Annotated in this window: 17 protein-coding genes; 8 read left to right on the top strand and 9 right to left on the bottom strand. The window is 72.1% G+C overall.

Annotated elements, in window-relative coordinates; translation table 11 throughout:
- The first annotated feature begins 383 nt into the window (after positions 1 to 383).
- The 6 genes from ACP4J3_RS00085 to ACP4J3_RS00060 all read left to right on the top strand — a co-directional run bounded on the left by ACP4J3_RS00085 (position 384) and on the right by ACP4J3_RS00060 (position 6,451).
- Positions 384 to 776 carry a hypothetical protein gene (locus tag ACP4J3_RS00085; protein WP_426528943.1) on the top strand — a complete coding sequence of 131 codons (393 nt, stop codon included), beginning with the start codon at positions 384 to 386 and terminating at the stop codon, positions 774 to 776.
- A gap of 66 nt (positions 777 to 842) precedes the next feature.
- Entirely contained in the window at positions 843 to 2,651 is a 1,809-nt protein-coding gene (locus ACP4J3_RS00080; protein WP_426528941.1) for a protein kinase domain-containing protein, read from the top strand.
- A 77-nt stretch (positions 2,652 to 2,728) separates the two neighbouring features.
- A complete protein-coding gene (locus tag ACP4J3_RS00075; protein ID WP_426528939.1) occupies positions 2,729 to 3,493 on the top strand; it encodes an FHA domain-containing protein in 765 nt (254 codons plus the stop codon).
- Positions 3,490 to 4,908: a serine/threonine-protein kinase gene (locus tag ACP4J3_RS00070; protein WP_426528937.1), complete on the top strand. Its 1,419-nt coding sequence runs from the start codon at positions 3,490 to 3,492 to the stop codon at positions 4,906 to 4,908. The genes ACP4J3_RS00075 and ACP4J3_RS00070 overlap by 4 nt, the downstream gene beginning before the upstream one ends.
- Positions 4,909 to 5,018: 110 nt before the next feature.
- Positions 5,019 to 5,918 carry a hypothetical protein gene (locus ACP4J3_RS00065; protein ID WP_426528935.1) on the top strand — a complete coding sequence of 300 codons (900 nt, stop codon included), beginning with the start codon at positions 5,019 to 5,021 and terminating at the stop codon, positions 5,916 to 5,918.
- A gap of 80 nt (positions 5,919 to 5,998) precedes the next feature.
- Positions 5,999 to 6,451: a hypothetical protein gene (locus tag ACP4J3_RS00060; protein WP_426528933.1), complete on the top strand. Its 453-nt coding sequence runs from the start codon at positions 5,999 to 6,001 to the stop codon at positions 6,449 to 6,451.
- A gap of 48 nt (positions 6,452 to 6,499) precedes the next feature.
- Here ACP4J3_RS00060 and purH read toward each other — a convergent pair whose 3' ends face one another.
- Together purH and purN are read right to left on the bottom strand one after the other, a co-directional pair.
- Positions 6,500 to 8,086: a bifunctional phosphoribosylaminoimidazolecarboxamide formyltransferase/IMP cyclohydrolase gene (purH, locus tag ACP4J3_RS00055; RefSeq protein ID WP_426528931.1), complete on the bottom strand. Its 1,587-nt coding sequence runs from the start codon at positions 8,084 to 8,086 to the stop codon at positions 6,500 to 6,502.
- The gene (gene purN / locus ACP4J3_RS00050; protein WP_426528929.1) at positions 8,083 to 8,697 is read right to left on the bottom strand and encodes a phosphoribosylglycinamide formyltransferase; all 615 of its coding nucleotides are present in this window, start codon (positions 8,695 to 8,697) and stop codon (positions 8,083 to 8,085) included. The genes purH and purN overlap by 4 nt, the downstream gene beginning before the upstream one ends.
- 299 nt (positions 8,698 to 8,996) lie before the next feature.
- Here purN and ACP4J3_RS00045 point away from each other — a divergent pair, with 299 nt between their 5' ends.
- Entirely contained in the window at positions 8,997 to 9,836 is an 840-nt protein-coding gene (locus ACP4J3_RS00045) for a hypothetical protein (protein WP_426528927.1), read from the top strand.
- Between the two features lie 8 nt (positions 9,837 to 9,844).
- Here ACP4J3_RS00045 and ACP4J3_RS00040 read toward each other — a convergent pair whose 3' ends face one another.
- Entirely contained in the window at positions 9,845 to 11,878 is a 2,034-nt protein-coding gene (locus tag ACP4J3_RS00040) for a DUF6350 family protein (RefSeq protein WP_426529750.1), read from the bottom strand.
- A gap of 174 nt (positions 11,879 to 12,052) precedes the next feature.
- Between ACP4J3_RS00040 and ACP4J3_RS00035 the strand changes: the two genes are divergently transcribed.
- On the top strand, positions 12,053 to 12,862 hold the full coding sequence (locus ACP4J3_RS00035; RefSeq protein ID WP_426529748.1) for an RNA polymerase subunit sigma-70: 810 nt from the start codon (positions 12,053 to 12,055) through the stop codon (positions 12,860 to 12,862).
- 106 nt (positions 12,863 to 12,968) lie between these two features.
- Here ACP4J3_RS00035 and sucD read toward each other — a convergent pair whose 3' ends face one another.
- The 6 genes from sucD to ACP4J3_RS00005 all read right to left on the bottom strand — a co-directional run.
- Complete coding sequence (gene sucD / locus ACP4J3_RS00030) at positions 12,969 to 13,853, bottom strand: succinate--CoA ligase subunit alpha (protein ID WP_426528925.1); 885 nt, start codon at positions 13,851 to 13,853, stop codon at positions 12,969 to 12,971.
- A gap of 27 nt (positions 13,854 to 13,880) precedes the next feature.
- A complete protein-coding gene (sucC, locus tag ACP4J3_RS00025) occupies positions 13,881 to 15,059 on the bottom strand; it encodes an ADP-forming succinate--CoA ligase subunit beta (RefSeq protein ID WP_426528923.1) in 1,179 nt (392 codons plus the stop codon).
- A 521-nt stretch (positions 15,060 to 15,580) separates the two neighbouring features.
- Entirely contained in the window at positions 15,581 to 17,947 is a 2,367-nt protein-coding gene (locus ACP4J3_RS00020) for a hypothetical protein (protein ID WP_426528921.1), read from the bottom strand.
- A 302-nt stretch (positions 17,948 to 18,249) separates the two neighbouring features.
- The gene (locus tag ACP4J3_RS00015; protein WP_426528919.1) at positions 18,250 to 19,455 is read right to left on the bottom strand and encodes a hypothetical protein; all 1,206 of its coding nucleotides are present in this window, start codon (positions 19,453 to 19,455) and stop codon (positions 18,250 to 18,252) included.
- A gap of 317 nt (positions 19,456 to 19,772) precedes the next feature.
- The gene (locus ACP4J3_RS00010) at positions 19,773 to 20,936 is read right to left on the bottom strand and encodes a vWA domain-containing protein (protein WP_426528917.1); all 1,164 of its coding nucleotides are present in this window, start codon (positions 20,934 to 20,936) and stop codon (positions 19,773 to 19,775) included.
- A 151-nt stretch (positions 20,937 to 21,087) separates the two neighbouring features.
- Positions 21,088 to 22,245: DUF5682 family protein (locus ACP4J3_RS00005; protein ID WP_426528915.1), on the bottom strand; the 1,158-nt coding region annotated here is incomplete at its 5' end.

The raw sequence follows: 22,245 nt of genomic DNA, 5'->3' as shown, positions 1-22,245 counted from the left end.
ACCAACACCAACCGCTACGTCAAGGTCTGTTTCCAACCCCGCAGTGGTGGCAGTGCCAGGCCAACTACAAACGTCAAGGACAACACCCCACTTCCAGTTCTACTTCAGGAGCGACGCGAAATCGACGGGCTCCTACGCGGCCTGAGCCTCCCTGAGCCCGCTGGGGTGGCAACCCTGAAAAGTTACAGGTACCGGCCTCCGCTCCCCTCCGCGACGATGACCGTGTGCCGCCCCGGGGGGAGTCGGCACAGTTGACGGAGGAGACCGCGAACAGGGGTGCGCGGTCGAACCCGTGCGCACAGCCGCGGTGAGCGTCACGTTCCCACGCTCACCGCGGCTGTCCCGTCCCCCTCCCGCCCCGCCGCAAGTGGAGTTCCCCGCACATGCATCCCGCAGCCCGCGTCTTCCAGATCCTGTTCCTGCTCGGCGGACTCGGGATGTTCGCCTACGCGCTCGACGAAGCGGGTGACGGCCGGCGGAGCAACGCCGCCTTCCGCTACGAGTGCACCACCTCGAACATCGGCACCGCGCAGATACCGCGCCAGAAAGAGGACTGCGTGTCCCGCGAGGCCTGGACCTACCAGCACAAGACGGACGACGTGCTCGTCTCCGCCCTCGCGGGCATCGGCCTGATGATCGGGGCCGCGGCCGTGTCCGTCGGCGGTGCCCGGCGCACCACGGCGCCTCGGCCGGCCCCCGCCCCCGTCGCACAGCCCTACGGCGCCCCCGTCCCATTCCCGCCGCATCCGGGACACCCTCCGGTGCCGGGACGGTAGCCTCTCACCAGCAAACTGGCGTGGCCTGAGAGCACGTTGCGAAAGAAAGAGCAAGTCGGGGGACTCATGACAGACCAGCGACCCGGGCCGCCGTACACACCGGCGACCGGCGACGCCGCCCTGAACCAGGCGGGTGCGAGGCCGCTGCAGGCCGCCGATCCCCGGCGGATCGGGCCGTACGTCCCGCTCGGGCTGCTCGGCAGCGGCGGCATGGGCCACGTCTACCTGGCCCGGCCCGCCGATGACAGCCCGGGGCTGGCCGCCGTCAAGGTCATCCGGCCCGAGTACGCCGAAGACCCCCGGTTCCGGCGGCGGTTCGAGCGCGAGGCCGCCGTGCACGCCCAGGTTCACACCCCGCGCGCCCCCCAGTTGCTCGGCACCGGTTTCGACGACTCCCTGCTGTGGATGGCCACGCAGTACCTGCCCGGCCTCAACCTCGCCGAAGCCGTGCGCGAGTGCGGCGTCCTGGAACCGGCCGGGGTGTGGCGGCTGGTCGCCGACCTCGGGCAGGCCCTGTCGGCGCTGGCCGCCGCCGGGGTCGTACACCGGGATCTCAAGCCGTCCAACGTGATCCTGTCCCTCCAGGGCGCGCACGTCATCGACTTCGGCATCTCCCAGGCCGCGGACAGCAGCGCCCTCACCACAACCGGCAGCCGGGTGGGCACGCCCGCCTACATGTCGCCCGAGTATCTGCGCGAGGGCCGCTGCGACACCGCCTCCGACGTCTTCTCGCTCGCCTGCAGCCTCGTCTACGCCGCCACCGGCAACGCCCCCTTCGGCGACGGCACCGGCGTGGACGTGATGCACCGGGTCGCCTTCGAGGAGCCGAAGTCGGAGGTCATGGCCGAACTCGCGGCGGCGGACCCGGCGTTGGCCGCGCTCCTGTCGGCGTGCCTCACCAAGGACCCGGCCGGACGGCCCACCCCGCGACAGCTCATCGACGCGGCCACGGCCGCCGGGTACGGCCACGGCCGCGCACCCTCCTGGCAGGAGCCCCTGGGCGGTCGGCTGCTCGCCCGGCAGCAGGCCAGTGAGGTACTGGAACGCGCCTCCGCCGAGCAGACCTTCCACTTTCGGGCTCCCGCACAACGCGTGGTCCCCCCTCCGGGCGGGTACGGCACTCCGTCAACACCACCTGGTCAGTACGGCGCGTCCCCCCATGCTCCGACGACGACCACCGGCGACGGCGAGAACGGCACCCGGAGATCGCGACGGAAGCCGTACCTGGCCGTCGTCGCGGGCGTCGCCGTCATCGCCGTCGCCGTCGGCGCCTTCCTGCTCACCCGCCCCGAGATCGGCGAAACGGCCTCCGCCTCCCCGACGACCTCCAGCAGCACCGCCCCCGCAGACGAGCCGGCCTCCGCCTCTCCCAGCCCCTCCGCCTCCCCCTCCGACGAGGAGAAGGAGAAGGAGAAAGGGGAGGAGACGGACAAGGAGAAGGGCGAGAACCGAGGCGAGGACGGACAGGGCGCGGGCGGAGCAGCCGGCGGCAGCGGCGATGCGTCCGGGTCCGGCGGCGGCACGGGCGGTGCGCAGCCCACCGTCACGGTCACCGCCACCTCCGGCAACGGAAGCGGCGGCACCGGCACCTCCCCGACCGAGACCGCCACGACGCCCGCCGAACCGCCGTGGAACACCCAGTGCACGTACTACTCCGGCACCGAACTGACGCGGTACGGCGACAAGAACCGGCGCGTCACACAGGTGCAGTGCATGCTGGAAAGGCGCGGCTACAGCCTCGGCGGCGCGGGCGTGGACGGCCAGTTCGGCGACGCCACCCTGGCCGCGGTCAAGCAGTTCCAGAGCGCCAAGGGCCTGGACGTCGACGGCCTGGTGGGCCCCAACACCTGGGCCGCGCTGCGCAGTTCCACATGACACACGCGCCACTCAAAGGCTGAGTTCCCGGCTGCTTTGCCAATTACCCTGGCCGTCAGCCGGGGGAGGGGGACTCCATGCACAGCATCATCGTCGTGCCGCCGGACGCGCGCGGTACCGAGGACCACCGCAGGCTCGCATCCGGTGAGAAGCTGGCGTTCGGCAGGAGCGTGGCGGGCGGCGGTCTGCCGATCGCCCACGAAGGAGTGTCCCGCGCCGCCGGTGTGATCACCGCGCACGGTGCCTTCTGGACGCTCAGCAACCTCAGTGCCCGCCAGACGTACGTGGTGGAGAACCCGGAGGGCGCGGGCGAGCACATCAAGGTCGTGCCCGGCCGGGTGGACGCCCCGATCCCCTTCGAGTTCTCCCGGGTGGTGCTGCCTGCCGCGGGCGACCTGCTCGGCTTCGAAGTCTGGGCCCCGCACCAGGAGATCCTCGACACCACCGGCTGGTCCGACGGGTCCGACGATGGCGCCCCGACCGGAACGACCACTGCACCGGCGTTCTCCCTGGACCACACCAAGCGGTACTTCGCCGTACTGGTCGCCCTGTGCGAACCTCGCCTGCGCGGCGCGCCGCACGCCCCGCCGCCCACCGCCGAGGCGTTGGTGGAGCGCCTGCGCGCCACCTGGCCCACGGCGACCAGAGCCAGCGTGCAGTGGAACATCAACTACCTCGCGGTCAAGCTGCGGCTCAAGCCGGACCCGGACACCACCGCCGACTCGGGGCCACGCCTCAACGGCAAGAAGGAGTTGCTGGTCTCGCTGGCGCTCCGGTTCGACCTCGTACGGGAGGACGACCTGGTCGTGCTCACCGCCGCTCCCAGTTGGGTGACGGGATGACGGGCCGGCCGCACGCCGTCCAGGTGCCGGCCGGCTACCGCGTCGGCCGCTGGGAGGTCCGTGAGCCGATCGCCTCGGGCGGCTTCGGCACCGTCTACGCGGCCCGCGCCGCGTCGGGAGACGCCGCGCTGCCGCAGAGCGTCGCCCTGAAGTTCCTGCCCACCGGCACCCACACCCCACGACAACTCGCCCACCTGCGCGACCTGGCCGAACGGGAGGTGGACCTGCTCAAGCGGCTGCGCGCACCACGCCTCATCCGGATGTACGAGGCCCTTACCGTCGACGACCCCGGCCACCCCGAACTCGACGGCGCCACCGTCCTCGTACTGGAGCTGGCGCGGAGCTCACTGGACACGCTGCTGTCGCGGCGCCCCGCGTCCGACGCCGTGTCCGCGCTGCTCCTGCAGGTCTGCGAGGGGCTGGACCAACTGCACCGGGCCGGCTGGGTGCACGGCGACCTCAAACCCGCCAACGTCCTCGTCATGGACGACGGCACCATACGCCTCGCCGACTTCAACACCGCCGCGGAACTCGACGGCACCCACGCCTACGCCCCCGCCTTCTCGACCCCCGACCACACCCCGCCCGAACTGCTCTTCCCGGAGATCGGCGCCCGCGGCCTGCAGATCCGCCCCACCGCGGACATCTGGGCCTTCGGCATCCTCGCCCACCTCGCCCTCACCGGCACGCACCCACTGCCCGGCGCCACCCCGGCCACCCGCCGGGACGCGGCGGTGCGCTACGCACGCGGCGCCGAGGAACTGCGCCTGAGCGCCGAACTGCCGCCCGCCTGGCGGCAGATCATCACCGACTGTCTCGCCCGTACGCACGAGGAACGCGTCGCCCACGACACGGCGGCCTTGCTGCGCCGCGTGGCCCGGGCCACGGGCACCGACCGCATCCCCCGCCTGCCGCGCCTCCGCCCTCGCCCGCGGGGCCGCGTCATGCTGGCCACCACCACGGCGACGGCACTGCTCGCGGGCCTCGGCCTCGGCATCACGGCCCTGATGGGAGACGGCCGGTCACCGGGGCCCGGTCTCCAGGCGGACACCGCCGCCGACGCCTCACCCACCTCCCTCGGCGCCTCCGCCACGGCCACCGGCTACGACCGCTGCTCGGCCGGCGACGTCTGCTTCTTCACCGAGCCCGCCGGGCAGGGCGACATGTGCGCCTGGTGGGGTGACGACGCCGACTGGGCGCGGGGAACGGTCAGTTGCAGTTGGGCCGGCCGCGCGGATGCCCGGTCGGTCTTCAACAACGGGCTCGACACCGACGCGGGCGAGACGTTCGTGGACGTCGTCTACTACGGACAGCGTGCCCTGCGGGACCGCCAGGGCTGTGTGGAGGTCGGCACGCGGCGCGACCTGCCCGCGGGCGTCCGCCCCCTGTCCCACACGTGGGCGGAGGCCTGCTGAACCCTCCCACCCTCTCATGTGGGAGGTTCCGCCGCCCCGCGCCGGAAGCCATGGTGAGTGGGCGCCGCCGAACGGCGGGCCAGCATCAGGACGAAGCGGGGGGACGCGGAATGAAGCGTGCATACGTTGCCGCGTGCGCGGTCGCGGCAGTCGTCTCGACCGCCATGACCGGCTGCACTCAGCAGCAACGCGAGGCGGCGCCGCAGTCGCTGATGTATGCGGAGGAGGTGCGGCTGAAGGACGCCGAACAGCTCCTGGTCAAGCGCTGCATGTCACGCCGGGGCTTCACCTATCACGAGCACCGGCCGATGACCCTGGAGGAACTCCGCCCGGTGGGCTATGTCCAGGACGACATCGCCTGGGCGCGGAAGCACGGATACGGCAGTCGCATCGCGGAGAAGGGAAACCGGGCCCGGCAGGACAACCGCAACATCGCCTATCGCGCCGCACTGTCGAACACAAAGGGCAGGGCCTACGACACCGCTCTCAACGGTGGCGCGGGCGGACCGGTCGTCTCGGCCGACCTGCCGGGCACCAAGACGATCAGCAAGCGCGTGGGCGGCTGCGCCGGTGAGGCCGAACAGCGGTTGTACGGCGACCTCGGAACGTGGTTCACCGCCGACAAGACGGCGAACAGCGTCCGTGGCCTCGCCCAGGGCAAGGTTCTGGACGACACCCGGTTCACGGCGAAAGTCGAGCGGTGGGCAGCGTGCATGAAACGCGCCGGCCACCCCTACGCGGATCCGGGCCAGGCCCGGGAGGCCGTCCAGCGACAGTCCGAGCAGCCGCAGGACGCCGAGGCGTTCGAGGCGGAACGGACGACCGCCGTCGCGGACGCCAGGTGCGCCCGGCAGGTCTCTCTCAGGTCGGTCGCCGAGGAGCGGCTGGCCCACCACATCGCCAAGTTGTGCGAAGAGCACAGCGAGTACGGCGACGCGCTCCACACGATCGCCCGGATCCAGCGGGACGCGCTGGCACGGGCGAAGCGGATCGTCGGCCCCCGGGCCTGACGGCCCGGCCGAGCCGCCTCGTACCGCACATTCCCATGCAGACCAACACAGTCCCACACATCTCTCTACAGGAGGACAACATGCGCAAAGCAGCCGCGGCACTCGCTGCTCTCGGACTGGCGGTGCTCGGTGTCTCCGCCACCGCGACCACGGCCCACGCGGGCCCGATCTGCAACTCCAAGTGGCCCGACAGCCGGGACGGCATGGTCCGCGCCTGGGACGGGTTCGACTGCCAGGGCACCTATCTCGGCGGTACCCAAGGCAGTGACCCGTTCTGGGGTGACAGCAGTGGCGCCTTCCGGGGCTCCGACAACAACAGGGCTTCGTCGGTCATGAACAGCGGATACATCGGCGACCTCGACATCGTCGCCTTCTACCGGCTGTCCAACTACGGCGGCGGCTACGCCTGCCTGGCGCCGGGCGAGTACTACGCGGACAACCTCAGCGACAACTCCTTCACGGGCGACTACCCCGCCAACAACAACATCTCCTCCCACCGCTGGGTGAACGGCTGCAGCAACTTGCTCACCTGAGCGCACCCCCGGAGCGGTGCCCCCTCGGCGGGGGCACCGCTGCACGGCTCAGTGGAAGAAGTGCCGCGTGCCCGTGAAGTACATCGTGATGCCGGCCTTCTGTGCGGCCTCGACGACCAGTTCGTCACGGACCGAACCACCCGGCTGGACAACGGCCTTCACCCCGGCCGCGGTGAGGATCTCCAGCCCGTCCGGGAAGGGGAAGAACGCGTCCGAGGCGGCGTACGACCCCTGCGCGCGCTCGGCACCGGCCCGCTCGACGGCCAGCTTGGCGGAGTCGACCCGGTTGACCTGCCCCATACCGACCCCGACCGAAGCCCCGTCCTTGGCGAGCAGGATCGCGTTGGACTTGACGGCCCGGCAGGCCTTCCAGGCGAAGGCCAGCTCGGCCAGTTCCTCGGCGGACAGGGCCTCGCCCGTCGCCAGGGTCCAGTTGGCGGGGTCGTCGCCGTCGGCCTGGAGGCGGTCGGTGACCTGGAGGAGGGCGCCGCCGTCGATGGGCTTGACCTCGACGGGGTCGGCGGGCGCGGCGGGGGCCTTGAGGACGCGGATGTTCTTCTTCTTGGCAAGGGCCTCCAGGGCCCCGTCCTCGTAGTCCGGCGCGACGATGACCTCGGTGAAGATCTCGGCGACCTGTTCCGCCATCTCCTTGCTGACCGGGCGGTTGACGGCGATCACGCCGCCGAAGGCCGACAGCGGGTCACAGGCGTGCGCCTTGCGGTGCGCCTCGGCGACATCCGCGCCGATCGCGATGCCACAGGGGTTGGCGTGCTTGATGATCGCGACGCAGGGCTCGGCGTGGTCGTACGCGGCACGGCGGGCGGCGTCCGTGTCCGTGTAGTTGTTGTACGACATCTCCTTGCCGTGCAACTGCTCGGCCTGCGCGAGACCGCCCCCGCTGCCGTCGACGTAGAGGGCGGCGGGCTGGTGCGGGTTCTCGCCGTAGCGGAGGGTGTTCTCGCGCTCCCAGGTGGCGCCGAGGAAGTCGGGGAACGCCGAGTCGTCCACCGGGGCGTAGGAGGAGGCGAACCAGCTCGCCACCGCCACATCGTACGCCGCGGTGTGCTGGAAGGCCTCGGCGGCGAGGCGCTTGCGGGTGGTGAGGTCGAAGCCGCCGCTCTGCACGGCCTCCAGCACATCGGCGTAGCGGGCGGGGCTGGTGACGACCGCGACGGACGGGTGGTTCTTGGCCGCGGCGCGCACCATGGAGGGGCCGCCGATGTCGATCTGCTCGACGCACTCGTCGGGCGAGGCACCGGAGGCGACGGTCTCGCGGAACGGGTAGAGGTTGACGACGACGAGGTCGAACGGCTCGACACCCAGCTCGGCGAGCTGCCGCTGGTGGTCCTCGAGGCGCAGGTCGGCGAGGATGCCGGCGTGCACGCGCGGGTGCAGGGTCTTGACGCGGCCGTCCAGGCACTCGGGGAAGCCGGTCAGCTCCTCGACCTTGGTGACGGGGACGCCGGCCGCGGCGATCCTGGCGGCCGTGGAACCGGTGGAGACGAGTGCGACACCGGCCTCGTGCAGCCCGCGCGCAAGCTCCTCGAGCCCGGTCTTGTCGTAGACGCTGACGAGCGCGCGACGGATGGCCCGCTTGCCGCTCTCGGCCGTGACAGTGGTGCTGTCGGCGGTCACTGGATAACTACCTTTCGTCCCTCAATGCGATAGCCGTTGCGGGCGATCCGCCCCACGACCTCGACGAGCAGCCTTCGCTCGACTTCCTTGATGCGCTCGTGCAGAGCGCTCTCGTCGTCCTCGTCCCGGACCTCGACCACGCCCTGAGCGATGATCGGCCCGGTGTCGACGCCGTCGTCGACGAAGTGGACGGTGCAGCCGGTGACCTTGGCTCCGTACGCGAGGGCGTCACGGACGCCGTGGGCGCCGGGAAAACTGGGGAGCAGGGCCGGGTGGGTGTTCACGAACCGGCCGCCGAAGCGGGCGAGGAACTCCTTGCCGACGATCTTCATGAACCCGGCGGAGACCACGAGGTCGGGCTCGTGGGAGGCGACGGCCTCGGCGAGCGAGGCGTCCCACTCCTCGCGCGTCGCGAAGTCCTTGACCTTCCGCACGAAGGTCGGCAGCCCGGCGCGCTCGGCGCGGGCGAGCCCCTCGATGTTCTCGCGGTCGGCGCCGACCGCGACGATCTCGGCGCCGTATGCCTCGCTGCCGGTGGCGGCGATCTCGTCGAGCAGCGCCTGCAGATTGGTGCCGGATCCGGAGACCAGCACGACGAGGCGCTTGGCCACGGTGGAGCCCTTTCTCGGGTGAGCGTCTTTGTATGGTCGTACGAATGCTTCGCGCCCCCGGATACGGGGAAGTCTACGAAGCGGCCGACCGTCAGCAACGATACCGGCACACCGGGCGGCCCCCACGGGACGGGGGCGTGGCCGGAAGGTAGCGTCTGGGTGGGGCGGACTCGGGAACGCGGGTGGTGTGCGGTGCGTTCACGAGATGACGGCTCACACCAGAACACTCGTAATCCAACGCACGCCAAGCCAACGCTCGTAATCCAACGCTTGTAATCCAAGGGGAAGACGCTCACTTGATGTCGGACCGCAGCCTGCGACTCCTCACGCTCCCCCCGCAGTCCCTGCAGGGAGGGGTGCACAGCGGCATGCTGCTGCGGGAGCGCCCCGCCACACCGCCCGACGCGCCGTCGGGCGGGCAGAACGGCGACCAGCAGGGCGGTGACGGCAAGGGGCAGGAGGACAACAACCCCTTCGCCCCGCCGCCGGAGGGCACCCCGGACCGTCCGTGGCAGCCCCGGCGCCCGTCGGGCGAGGACGGCTCGCAGGGTTCCGATCAGGGTTCCGATCAGGGTGGCGGCCAGAGCGGTGGTCAGGGCGCCGGTCAGGGCGGTGGCCCGTCGCCCTGGGGCAACCAGTGGAGCGACCGCCAGCCCGGCCGCTCCAGCGGCGGCTTCGGCGAGCAGCCCCGAAGCGGCCAGGACGGCCCCTCAGGCGGCAGCCCCGGCACGAACATGCGCTGGGACCCGACCGACCCCGCCCAGCGCCGGGCCCGTTACGCGCTGCTGTCCGGCATGTGGGCCTTCTTCTTCGCCCTGTTCAGCTGGCCGTACGTGGCGCTGCTGCTCGGCGCGCTGGCCCTCTACTGGGGCATCAGCAGCCTGCGCACCAAGCCCCGCGCGGCCGACCCCGACACCCCGGCCCCGCAGAACTCCGGCCGCCCCCAGACGACGGCGGCGGTGAGCGGCCTGGTCACGGCGTCCCTCGCGATCGCGGTGGTCGCGGCCGGGTTCGCGGCGCAGGTGGTCTACAGCGAGTACTACACGTGCCGCAGCGACGCGCTGACGAACGAGTCGAAGCAGTCCTGCGAGCGGCATCTGCCGGAGGAGCTGCGGGGCATTCTGGGCGAGGACGGCTAGGAGGACAGCTAAGGCGCGTCCCGATCGGGTCGGGTGCCCGGCTCGGTCGGTCCTGCCGGTCCCGTCGCTCCTGCCGGTCCCGTCGGCCCTGTCGGTTCTGTCGGCTCTGTCGGCCCTGTCGGTTCTGTCGGTTCGCTTGATTCGCTGGGTGTGCTCGGGGGCTGTGGTTCTGCCGTGGTCTGTGGGGTGCCCGGTGCGTCGAGGATGCTCGGTGAGTCCCTGGCGTCCGTGGCGTCCGGCGGGGAGGGCGGGGGCTCCGGCGGCGGGTCGGTGGGTGAGAAGTCGTCCGGCTCGAAGGTCGTGTCGTGGTCGTACGTCCCGTACGGAACGGCCGGGTCGTAGGACGCGTACTGAGGGTCCTCGCCGTACGCCGTCACCGCGGCGCCCTCGGCGTCGGCCTGCGGCGCGGTGCCCTGATTGTGCGTCGGCGCCTGGAACGGCATCTCCTTGCCGTGGGCCGGGAGCCGTGTCTTCGAGTCCGTCGCCACGGCATCGCCCGCTCCCGCCTCCGCGGGCTCCCCCGGCCTCCCTGACTCCGCCACAGCCGGACCGCCCTCCCCCGGCGCCGCCACCCGGGGCCTGCCGATCCGCGCCCCTTGCGTATCGCTCACCGGCTCCGCCCGGCGCCGCCCCGTCCAGCACCGCCAGCCCCGCACCACCACCGCCACCGGAACCGCCACGAAGGCGACCCACCCCAGCGTCGCCGCCCCCGTCTGCCACCACACCGGCCCGAACCGAGCGAGCAGGCCAACCCCCAACGGCCCGCCCGACAGCGTGGTCAGCACGGCGACCAGGACCGCGCAGAACAAGGCGGCCAGCACAGCGGTCCCCGCGGTCCGCCCGGGCGCCCAGCCCCCGGGAGCCACCGTCCGCCCACTCCCAGACCCCTCCTCCACCCCGAACCGCCCACTCCCAGACCCCTCCCTCACCCCAAACCGCCCACTCGCAGCACCCTCCCCCACCCGAAACCGCCCGCTCCCGGCCACCCCCTCCCCGCTCCCCAGCCCGTCCCCCCACCCCGCCGCGAACCACCCCACCACCATCCCCACCACCACCGGCAGCACCCCGACCACCCACCGCAGCGGCCCCGCCACGGCCGTCTCCGGCACGGCCTCCAGCAGGGGAAACGGCGGGAGCAAAGGGGCCGGTGCCGAGGAGAGCGGAGCCACCACGTGTCCCGTCCCGAGCGCGAAGCCGGGACCGAGGGCATAGGACGCCGCCCACATCGCCGCGTTCGGCACGAGCGCCGCGCACAGCAGCAGCACCGCGAACCGTCCCGACCACCCCTGGGTCAGGTCGAGGAAGGACGTCCGCACCGCCGCGCCGTGCGCCACCAGCGACCCGGCCACCAGCAGCGCCCCGCCCCCGGCCAGCGCCACCACCCCGGCCCCCGCCGCCCGCGCCGCCGCACCGACCCGGGCCCGTCCCTCCACCCCGGGCACCAGCCGCCGTACCCGCGCCGGCAGCACGACCAGCAGGCCGTCCACCATCTCGGGCCGCCGTTCGCACGCCGCCCACACCCCCACCCCGGCGGCCCCCATCGCGACCAGCGGCACCCGCACCGCCGTCCACCACCACGCCGGCCGCAGCTCACCCCCGGCCGCGTACACCGCGGCGGCCGCGCCGACCGCGAGGTATCCGAGCACGACGCCCGCCCACGCCGTACGGATCGACACCAGCGGCACCCCCTCGCCGCCGTCCGCCGCCGCGTCCCGCGCCGCCCGGTGCACCAGCCACACCGGCAGCGCGAGCAGCAGCAGCGGGGTGACACCGACCGGCGCGGGTACGCCGGAGAGCGTGTCGGTGCGGACCAGTTCGGCGCCGTGCGCCAACAGCCACAGCACGGAGGCGACCCGCAGCGCCCCGCCCGGCCCGCTGTCCGGATACGGCGAGCTGATCCACAGCACGATCACCACCACGGCGAACACACCGAGCCCCAGCCCGGCCGCCACCGCACCGCTGAAGAGGCTGGCGCCCAGACCGGGCGTCCGGCGGCGCATGCGCGTGAGCAGGGGCGTTCTGCGAGCGGTCATGTCGATCACGCTCGCCATGCTCCCAACGACACGCGCTTTTACCTCGTAACAGGCGAACCTCCGATGTGTCGCTCAATATGTGTTTATGTTCTTTTTCGTACGAAAGGGTGTCACGTGTCCCTGGCCAAGGAGACGGAGGTTCAGAAACCCCCAGAGGAGCCGGAGGTGACGGCAGAACAGCCCATGGAGCGGACCCGCCTGACGCCCGCCCAGGCCTTCGACGCGCTCTACGCGTTCTGCGCCCCGACCCTCGTACGGCAGACCTATCTGCTCACCGGGCGCCGTGAACTCGCCCGCGAGTCGGTCGAGCGGGCCTTCCAACTCGCCTGGCAGCGCTGGCCGGAGGTGGCCCGCGACCGGGACCCGGCGGGCTGGGTGCGGGCGACGGCGTACGACTTCGCGCTCTCCCCCTGGCACCGGTTCCGCCCCCGCTACCGGCACCCCGAACCGCCGCCCTCGGACGCCTTGGACCGCGCCCTTCTGAACGTACTGCTCCAACTCCCGGCACCCCAGCGCCGCACTCTCGTCCTCTACGACGGTGTGGGCCTCGACCTGCCCGAGACGGCGGCCGAGACGGAGGCCAGCACCCCGGCCACCGCCAACCGTCTGATGCACGCCCGCACCGCGGTCGCCACCCGACTGCCGGACCTGTCCGACCCCACGGAACTCCACCGCCGTCTGGCCGAACTGGCCGCGACGGAACGCCTGCGCGCCCCCAAGCCGACGACGGTCCGTGAGGGCAGCGAACACCGGGCCCGCTTCTGGACCCGGGCCGCCATCGCGTTCACGGTGACCCTCATCGGCACGACGGCACTGACCCTGCGGACCGCGCCGACGCAGTACGAGCCGCCGGTGCCGCCCGGATCGACGGTGCGGGGGGTGCCGCCGAGGATGGCGCCGGGGCCGTTGTCGGACAAGGAGCTGAAGCTCCGGGAGAAACTCCGCGCGGAGATGGCCCACGGCCCGCAACGGCTGGCCCCGCAGGCCGGCTAGCGACAGGCCTGCGCCGCAACAGCCCGGCGCCGGCGACAACGCCGTAGGCCCGCCCCCCACGCGGGGAACGGGCCCATCAACGTTCAGCCGACTGCCGTAACTACGTTCAGCCGCCCAGGATCTCGCGCGCCAGCTTCGCCGTCTCCGTCGGCGTCTTGCCGACCTTGACGCCCGCGGCCTCCAGGGCCTCCTTCTTCGCCTGCGCCGTACCGGAAGAACCGGACACGATCGCACCGGCGTGACCCATGGTCTTGCCCTCCGGCGCGGTGAAGCCCGCGACGTAGCCGACGACCGGCTTGGTCACGTTCTCCTTGATGAAGGCCGCGGCCCGCTCCTCGGCGTCGCCGCCGATCTCACCGATCATCACGATCAGGTCGGTGTCGGGGTCGGCCTGGAACGCGGCGAGCGCGTCGATGTGGGTGGTGCCGATGATCGGGTCACCACCGATGCCGACGGCGGTCGAGAAGCCGATGTCCCGCAGCTCGTACATCATCTGGTACGTCAGCGTGCCGGACTTCGAGACCAGGCCGATACGGCCCGGCTTGGTGATGTCGCCCGGGATGATGCCGACGTTCGACTGACCCGGAGTGATGATGCCGGGGCAGTTCGGGCCGATGATCCGGGTCTTGTTGCCCTTCTTGCCGGCGTACGCCCAGAAGGCGGCCGAGTCGTGCACGGCGATGCCCTCGGTGATCACGACGGCCAGCGGGATCTCGGCGTCGATGGCCTCGACGACCGCGTCCTTGGTGAACTTCTCCGGCACGAAGATGACGGAGACGTTGGCGCCGGTCTTCTCGATGGCCTCCTTGACGGTGCCGAAGACCGGTACCTCGGTGCCGTCGAAGTCCACGGTGGTGCCCGCCTTGCGCGGGTTCACGCCGCCCACGACCTCGGTGCCGTCACCGAGCATGAGCTTGGTGTGCTTCATGCCGGTGGCACCGGTCATGCCCTGGACGATGACCTTGCTGTCCTTATTGAGCCAGATAGCCATGGTGTTTGGTGTCCTCGTCCTGAGTGCTTACTTGGCGGCGTGGGCCAGCTCGGCGGCCTTGTCGGCCGCGCCGTCCATGGTGTCGACGCGCTGGACCAGCGGGTGGTTGGCGTCGGTGAGGATCTGCCGGCCGAGCTCGGCGTTGTTGCCGTCGAGACGGACGACGAGCGGCTTGGTGACCTCCTCGCCGCGGTCCTCCAGGAGCTTCAGTGCCTGGACGATGCCGTTGGCGACCTCGTCACAGGCGGTGATGCCACCGAAGACGTTGACGAAGACGGACTTGACGTCCGGGTCGCCGAGGATGATCTCCAGGCCGTTGGCCATGACCTGGGCGGAGGCGCCACCGCCGATGTCCAGGAAGTTGGCCGGCTTGACGTTGCCGTGGCTCTCACCGGCGTACGCGACGACGTCCAGGGTGCTCATGACGAGACCCGCGCCGTTGCCGATGATGCCGACCTCGCCGTCGAGCTTGACGTAGTTGAGGTTCTTCTCCTTGGCGGCGGCCTCGAGCGGGTTGGCCGCGGCCTTGTCGTGCAGCTCGTCCCAGTCGTGACGGAACTCGGCGTTGTCGTCGAGCGACACCTTGCCGTCGAGGGCGATGACGTCACCGGAGGCGACCTTCGCGAGCGGGTTGACCTCGACGAGGAGGGCGTCCGACTTGATGAAGGTGTCCCACAGCGTGATGAGGACGTTCACGACCTTGTCGGCGACGTCGGCCGGGAACTTGGCGGCCGCGACGATCTCGCGGGCCTTGGCCTCGTCCACACCGTCGATGGGGTCGATCGGCGTCTTGGCGACGGCCTCCGGACGGGTGGCCGCCACCTCCTCGATCTCCACGCCGCCCTCGACGGAGGCGATGGAGAGGAAGGTGCGGTTGGCACGGTCGAGGAGGAAGGAGACGTAGTACTCCTCGACGATCTCCGGAGCCGTCTCGGCGATCATGACCTTGTGGACCGTGTGGCCCTTGATGTCCATGCCGAGGATGTCGGTCGCCCGGGCGACGGCCTCGTCGGGCGTCGCGGCGAGCTTGACGCCACCGGCCTTGCCGCGGCCGCCGACCTTCACCTGTGCCTTGACGACGGACTTGCCACCGAGGCGCTCAGTGGCTGCGCGGGCCGCCTCAGGCGTGTCGATGACTTCACCGGCCAGCACCGGTACATCGTGCTTGGCGAAGAGGTCCCTCGCCTGGTACTCGAACAGGTCCACGCGCTTCCGTCCCTATCAGTGATCTCGCGGTTCGTTGTCTGCGTGGGCGTGCCGCGAGGGCAACGTGACGTCCGCTGTCTGTCACAAGGGAGGCGCACACGGTGTCCGAGCGCGCGGCATGTCCGTCTCGCAGGTTATCGCTGCTTGCGGGGGGCCTCTAAATCGCGGGTCACACCTGAGCGGTGATACCTGTCACATGATGCCGCCGGCGGCAAGGATCACTGGCACGGCGTGCCGTTTGTGAGGCGGATATGGCAGGACCTCACCGGGTTGGGGTTGACCCGGTGAGGTCCTTTGAACAGCCCTCAGAGGCACGAATGGGCCGCCCCTGTGGGCTCTGGGCGGGTGATCCCCACCCCAATGGGGATCACACCGCCCTTCCGCGGGGTTCCGGCCGGACCGGCCGACGGCTTTCGGCCGCCCGGGTCCGTCTGCCCCACGGAGTCGGCTGGCCTCACCCAGTGGCCCGGGTGAGGTGGTGAGGTGGTGAGGTGGATGAGGTCGCTCAGGTCAGGTGGGAATCAGATGCCGTAGGTGCCGCCTTGGTGCAGGTCCTGCGCGTAGCCGGGGGTGGCCGAGTGGGCCACGCCCTGCACGCCCACGGCGGCGTTGCCCGCCAGCGAGCCGGCCGAGCCCTGAACCGTGCCGGTCACATCCGCGGCGAAGGCCACACCCTGCCCGGCGACTCCGTGCGCGAACGGATCGACCTCACCGACGACCCCGTGCGCAAACGGCCGCACATCACCAGTCACGCCGTACGCCAGTGCGGTGGCACTGCCACCGACGCCCTGCGCGACCGGCTGGACGGTGTCCACGACCGCGTCGACGACGGGCTGCACGGCGCCGGTCACGCCGTACGCGAACGGCTCCACGTCCCCGGCGACCCCCTCGGCGAAGGGAACGGCCTGCCCGGCGACCCCCTGCGTGAACGGCTCGACCTCACCGACGACTCCGCCCGCGAACGGCCGCACATCACCACTCACGCCGTACGCCAGAGCGGTGCCGTCCGCGACGCCCTGCCCGGCGACCGGCACGACACCGTGCACGGCAGTGCCGACGACGGGCGGCAGGACCGCGCCGGCGCCGTCCGCGGCGACGTGGCCGACCAGACCGGTGGCGTACGGCGGCACGTCGGCGGCGACGCCGTGCGCGACCGCTTGGACGTCGGAGACGGTGCCGGTGGCGGTGGGCTGTACGTGGGCGACGGTGCCGGTGGCGAGGGACTGGACGTCGGTGACGGTGCCGGTCGCGACGGGCTGTACGTCGGTGACGGTGCCGGTGGCGTAGTGGTGTACGTCACCGACCGCGCCGTGGGCCACCGGCTGCACGCCCTGCACGACCCCATCGGCGACCGGCTGGACGTCGGCGACGGCCGCAGCGGCCACGGGCTGGGCGTCGGCGACGGCCTCGGTGGCCACACGCTGGACGCCCGCGAGAGCCTCGGTGGCCACACGCTGGGCGCCCGCGACGGCCTCGGTGACCACAGGCCGGACGTCGCCGACGACGCCGTACGCCGGCCCGCTCGCGGCGCCGGCCGTGTGCCCGGCGGTCCGGCCCACCCCGCCCACGGCGCCGTGCGCGACCGGAACCGCACCGTCCACCGCCTGGCCGGCGACGGGCTGCACGCCGGTCGCCGCACCACCGGCCACGGACTGAACGCTGTCCACCGCGTTCGCGGCGACCGGCGTCACCCCGGCCACGGTGTCGTTGGCGGCGAGGCCGACACCGGCGACGGCGTGCCCGGCTGCGGGGACGACGCCCTCGACCGCGTGCCCGGCGACCGGGATGACGCCGTGCACGGCCTCGGTGGCGAGGGGCGGGACGAGTGCGTCGGTGGTCTGGTGTACGACGGGGGTGACTGTGCCGGGGGCAGTGGTGACCGTGTTCGTGACGTGCTGCTGGACGCCGGTGACCGTGTCGATGGCGTGCTGCTGGACGCCGGTGACCTGCTGCCGCGCGCCGCCGACCGTGCCCGTGACCTGCTGCCGCGCGCCGCTGACCGTGCCCACGACCCGCTGCTCCACTCCGCCCACCGTGCCGGTGACGTGGCTCGGGACGGTGGAGACGGAGGCCTCGGCGGCCGACGTGACGGCGGTGGCCCGGTCGGTGGCGAGGGACTGCGCGGTCGATGCCGCGTGCCCGGTCCTGCCGTCGGCGTGGGCGGCGGCCGCGTGCGCGACGTCACCGACGCCCGCAGCGGTACGCCCCGCACCGGCCACGGCGTACCGCGCCTTCGTCCGTACGACGCCCTCCACACCCTGCGCCTGCGAACGCGCCGACGCCTGCGTGCCCTGCAACTTCGTCTGGGCCGCGGCCAGCGCCTGCTCCAGTTCCGGGGCGAAGGCGGCGAGGGGACCGAAGAGGTAGTCGACGGAGCCGGGAGCCTCGGGGGTGTCCTGCGGGAGCCGGTCCATGTCCCCGGCGTGAGCGGCGGCATCGGCGGCCGCGGAGACGTCGGCCTCGACGTGCGCCCCGGCCCGCGCCGCCGCCTGGTCCGCGCGGGCGGCCTTGGCGCCCTGGATGACCTGCGCCGCACCCTTAGCCTTGGTGGCCTTGGTGGCCTCGGTGGCGGAGGGCACCGTGACCTCGGCGTCGACGTAACTCCGGGCCTGGTCGGCGGTGTTCGCGGACGTGGTCCTGGCCGTACCGGTGGTGTCGTCGACCGTGTCCGTCGCCCCGGAGACAACGCCGTTGACGGTGTCGGTGACGACACCGAGGAGCCCGGAGGCATCGGCGCCGTCGGCCACTTCGGTCCCGTCAGTGGGCTGGTCCGGTATGGAGAGGGTGGAGGCGGGCAGTTCGTCCGCGCCGGCGGCGGTCGAACCGAGCGCCCATGCGCCGGTGACACCGGCGGCTATGACGATCGAACGGCGGATGTTCTTGTTCATGCGTGCGTCGGATCCCTAGATCTTGGGGCTCCGAAGACCCCGGAGCATCGGAGAAGGAAAGCTCCGGGACTTCGGATGGTTTGGGGACATTCCGGCGCCGTTTCCGGTCGCGGTCCGGGGAGTCGGGGACCAGCGGACCGGAAACGACCCCAGCCGCATCCATCCGGGACTGGAAAGGCGTCCGGACGGACGGGCGGACCTGTTTCCGCCCCCGCGCGGCAGGTCTGCGGCGGGGAGGGCGGCCTGATGACCCGATTGACTTCGAGTCGCGGGTCTCGGGCCTGGGGCCTACGGCCCACTGCCTACGCGGGGGAAACCGGAATGTCCCGCTGCCGGTCCTTGATCTCGTCCGCTTCGACACCCACGGGAGCACCGGGCACCAGCCCCAACGCCACCCGCCGGCTCAACGAGACCGCATGCGCGTCCCCGTGCCTCGGCCCACCGTTGTCCCCCGCCGCGTGGTTGCCCAGCACACCACCCGGGTGTTCGGTCGGCGCCTGGTAGGCGGGGGCGGAACCGGAGGGCACGGTGCGGTGTGCTCCGCCGAGCGCCGGCGCGTGGGACACGGTGGCGTCGGCGGTGGAGTGGGGGCCGTGGGCGAGAGCTGTTTCCTCGCCGGTACGCCCCTTGGCGGCAGGCTGGTCACCGGGCTCGGGCATGTCCGACCCCGGCTGCGGCGCCCCGGTGACGGGAGCCGGCAACGTGTGCCCGGGCAGCACGGGAATGTCGGCACCCGGAAAGTCCGGGAACCCGGGCAGCACGGGCAGCACGGGGAGTTCGAACCCCGGCCGGCTCGGCCAGTCACCCGGCGGCTCCGGCGCCGTCGGCAGCACGGGCAACGACGCCAAGGGCGGCATCTTCGCCCGCACGTCGGCCAACCCCTCGGCAAGCCCCTCGGTCACCGTCCGCACGACATCGCCGACCGGCCGCACGACTTGGGTGCCGATGGGCTGGGTGACGCGGTCGGTTACGGGGCTGAGGAGCCGGCCACCGTCGGGCTGGGAGGGCTGGGGCCGAGGAGCGGGGTCCTCCTGGGGCGCCTCGGGCTGAGGAGCTTGGTCCTCGTACGCCGGGGTCGAGGCCGGGGTCCAGGGAGCCTGCCCCTCGGGAGCCGAATGCTGCGGCTCCCGATCGTGCGACGCCTGCTGCCGGAAACCGGCGTTCGGGGGAACCGCCGGCTTCGCCGACGGCCCCGTCTTCCCGCCCTGCGCCCCGGACTTGGCGGACGGACCCAGAAGCCGCTCGACCGCACCCTCCGCCGACGACCGGAGTCCGCCCGACGCTCCGTCCGTCGCATCCGCCGCGTCCGCCGCAGCCGACGTGATCGACGTGCTCGACGCGGACGAAGCTCCCACCGAGACCCCGTCCGCCGCATACGCGCGTTCCCCGCAAAGGAACCCGACTGCGAGCAGACCACCCACCACCAGCGCCAGTTGCAGCGCACGCCGCCCGGCCGCGATGCGCAGGACGCGCACGGCGGCACCGGGCAAGGTGGCTGGCCAGGTCAAGGCGGGGTGCTCCTCCCATGCGGCGGAACGAAGTACACGTGGCGAGCGGCGAGTCGGCTTGACACACTCGGGACGGGCGGCGCGAGGGCGCACCGTTGAAGAGGCATCGATCCTTGCACGCCCCTCCTGCGGTCACGCAAGCCCCCCGCTACCGATGCGTACTCATGTCCGTTTTGCTGGCGCAAGTCGGTCGTCACCAGGTCGACAAATCACCGGTAATTCCTGGCCAGCCCCTCGCCAGTGCCTCCCCGCCTCCTCCCCAGTCCCGCGCCATTCCATCGTCTCCCTCGTCTCCCTCGTCTCTCTCGCCTCCCCCGTCACACCACGCCCGGCACCGGAATCGGCCGCTTCTCGATGGCCGCGGCCATCACCTCCGGGAACAGGTCGGGCGTACAGGCGAAGGCCGGTGCCCCCAGCGCGGCGAGCGCGGCCGCATGGTCCCTGTCGTACGCCGGCGCCCCCTCGTCCGACAGCGCCAGCAGCGCCACGAACTGCACCCCCGACGCCTTCATCGCGGCCACCCGCTTGAGCATCTCGTTGCGTATGCCCCCCTCGTACAGGTCGCTGATCAGCACGACCACCGTCTCCGCGGGCCGGGTGATCTGCGACTGGCAGTACGCGAGCGCCCGGTTGATGTCCGTGCCGCCGCCGAGCTGCGTGCCGAAGAGCACGTCGACCGGGTCGTCGAGCTGGTCGGTGAGGTCGACGACGGAGGTGTCGAAGACGACGAGCCGCGTGTTGATGGATCGCATGGACGCGAGTACGGCCCCGAACACCGACGCGTACACCACGGACGCCGCCATCGACCCCGACTGGTCGATGCAGAGAACGACCTCCTTCTTCACCGACTGCGACGCCCGCCCGTACCCGATGAGCCGCTCCGGCACGACCGTCCGGTACTCCGGCAGATAGTGCTTGAGGTTGGCCGCGATCGTGCGGTTCCAGTCGATGTCGTGGTGGCGCGGCCGGCTGATACGGGCACTGCGGTCGAGGGCCCCGGTGAGCGTGGCCCGGGTGCGGGTGGCGAGCCGCTTCTCCAGGTCCTCGACAACCTTGCGCACGACGGCCCGCGCCGTCTCCTTCGTGCTCTCCGGCATCGCCTTGTTGAGCGAGAGCAGCGTGCCGACGAGGTGCACGTCCGCCTCCACCGTCTCCAGCATCTCCGGCTCCAGCAGCAGCGTGTTCAGCCCGAGCCGGTCGATGGCGTCCCGCTGCATGACCTGGACGACGGACGACGGGAAGTACGTCCGGATGTCCCCGAGCCATCGCGCCACGGACGGCGCCGACGCCCCGAGCCCCGCCGAACGGTCCTTCCCCGACTGCCCCTTGTCCCCCTTGCCGTAGAGCGCGGTCAACGCCCCGTCCATCGCGGCGTCCTTCCCGGAGAGCGCGCACCCGGTGCCGTCGGCGTCGTCGCCGCCCAGCACCATCCGCCACCGCCGCAGCCGCTCCCCGGCCGGATCCATCGCCTCGGTCGTCATCGGCACACTCCTTCACGAGGCCGCTCCCACAACGGGATCACCGGCACGGTCGTGGTCATCCGCCGCCCCGGCGCCGCCAACCACTGCGGCCGCCTCCCGGCACCCGCCACCCCAGCCCGCTGCTTGCCCGGCTCCCTCACTCCACCTGTAGTCATCCCGCCGCCCCCACAAGGCCGTTGTCCGCGAGGCCGCTGCCCGCGCCCTCTCCCACTTCCGCCTGGTCCAGCCCCAACAGCAGCCGCACCACCGGCAACACCGCATCCGCCCGCTCCAGGTCGAGCTCGGCCGCGAATCCCGGTATGCCGGAACCACCGACCCCCGCACGCCCCCGCTCCCCCGGCCCACGCCGAACCAGCTCCCCCAAGGTCCGTCGCACCCCGGGCTCATACGCCGAGAAGGTCCGCCGCAGCAGCGGCAACACATCCGTGAACGCCTCCGCCGACACCCCGGTCAACCACGCGTCGACCAATCCGAGCAGCCGTTCATCGTGCACGAGCAGCATCCCGCCGCCCGACCCCCCACCGACGAAGCCCTCGATCCACGCGGCCGCGTTCCCCGGCGGCGTCCCCGGCGACAACGCGAGCCCCATCAACCGCGCCGCCTCGTCCTGCGCCAACTCCCCGTCATCCAGCAGCAACCGCACGACCCGCCCCCTGATGACCCCGGGCACACGGTCCCGCCCGGACAGCACCCGGAGCACCACATGCCACCGCTTGCGCAGGTCGCCGTGGCCGAGGGCGGTGGATGGGCTGCCGGGGGTGCCCTGGCCGAGGGTGGCGGGCGAGCTGCCCGGGGCGCCGTGGCCCAGACCAGAGGGCGAACCGCCGGAATCGCCGTGACCAAGGACGGCAGCCGGACTGCCCGAGGTGTCCTGGCCGAGAGTGGCAGGCGAGCTGCCCGGAGCGCCGTGGCCCAGACCAGAGGGCGAACCGCCGGAATCGCCGTGACCAAGGACGGCAGCCGGACTGCCCGAGGTGTCCTGGCCGAGAGTGGCGGGCGAGCTGCCCGGAGCGCCGTGGCCCAGACCAGAGGGCGAACCGCCGGAATCGCCGTAACCGAGGACGGCAGCCGGACTGCCCGAGGTGTCCTGGCCGAGAGTGGCAGGCGAGCTGCCCGGAGCGCCATGGCCCAGACCAGAGGGCGAACCGCCGGAATCGCCGTGACCAAGGACGGCAGCCGGACTGCCCGAGGTGTCCTGGCCGAGAGTGGCAGGCGAGCTGCCCGGAGCGCCATGGCCCAGACCAGAGGGCGAACCGCCGGAATCGCCGTGACCAAGGACGGCAGCCGGACTGCCCGAGGTGTCCTGGCC

Source organism: Streptomyces sp. UG1, from assembly GCF_049974585.1.
Lineage (GTDB): Bacteria > Actinomycetota > Actinomycetes > Streptomycetales > Streptomycetaceae > Streptomyces.
Note: the sequence above shows the minus strand (reverse complement) of the source record. Positions and strands in the feature narration are given on the sequence as shown.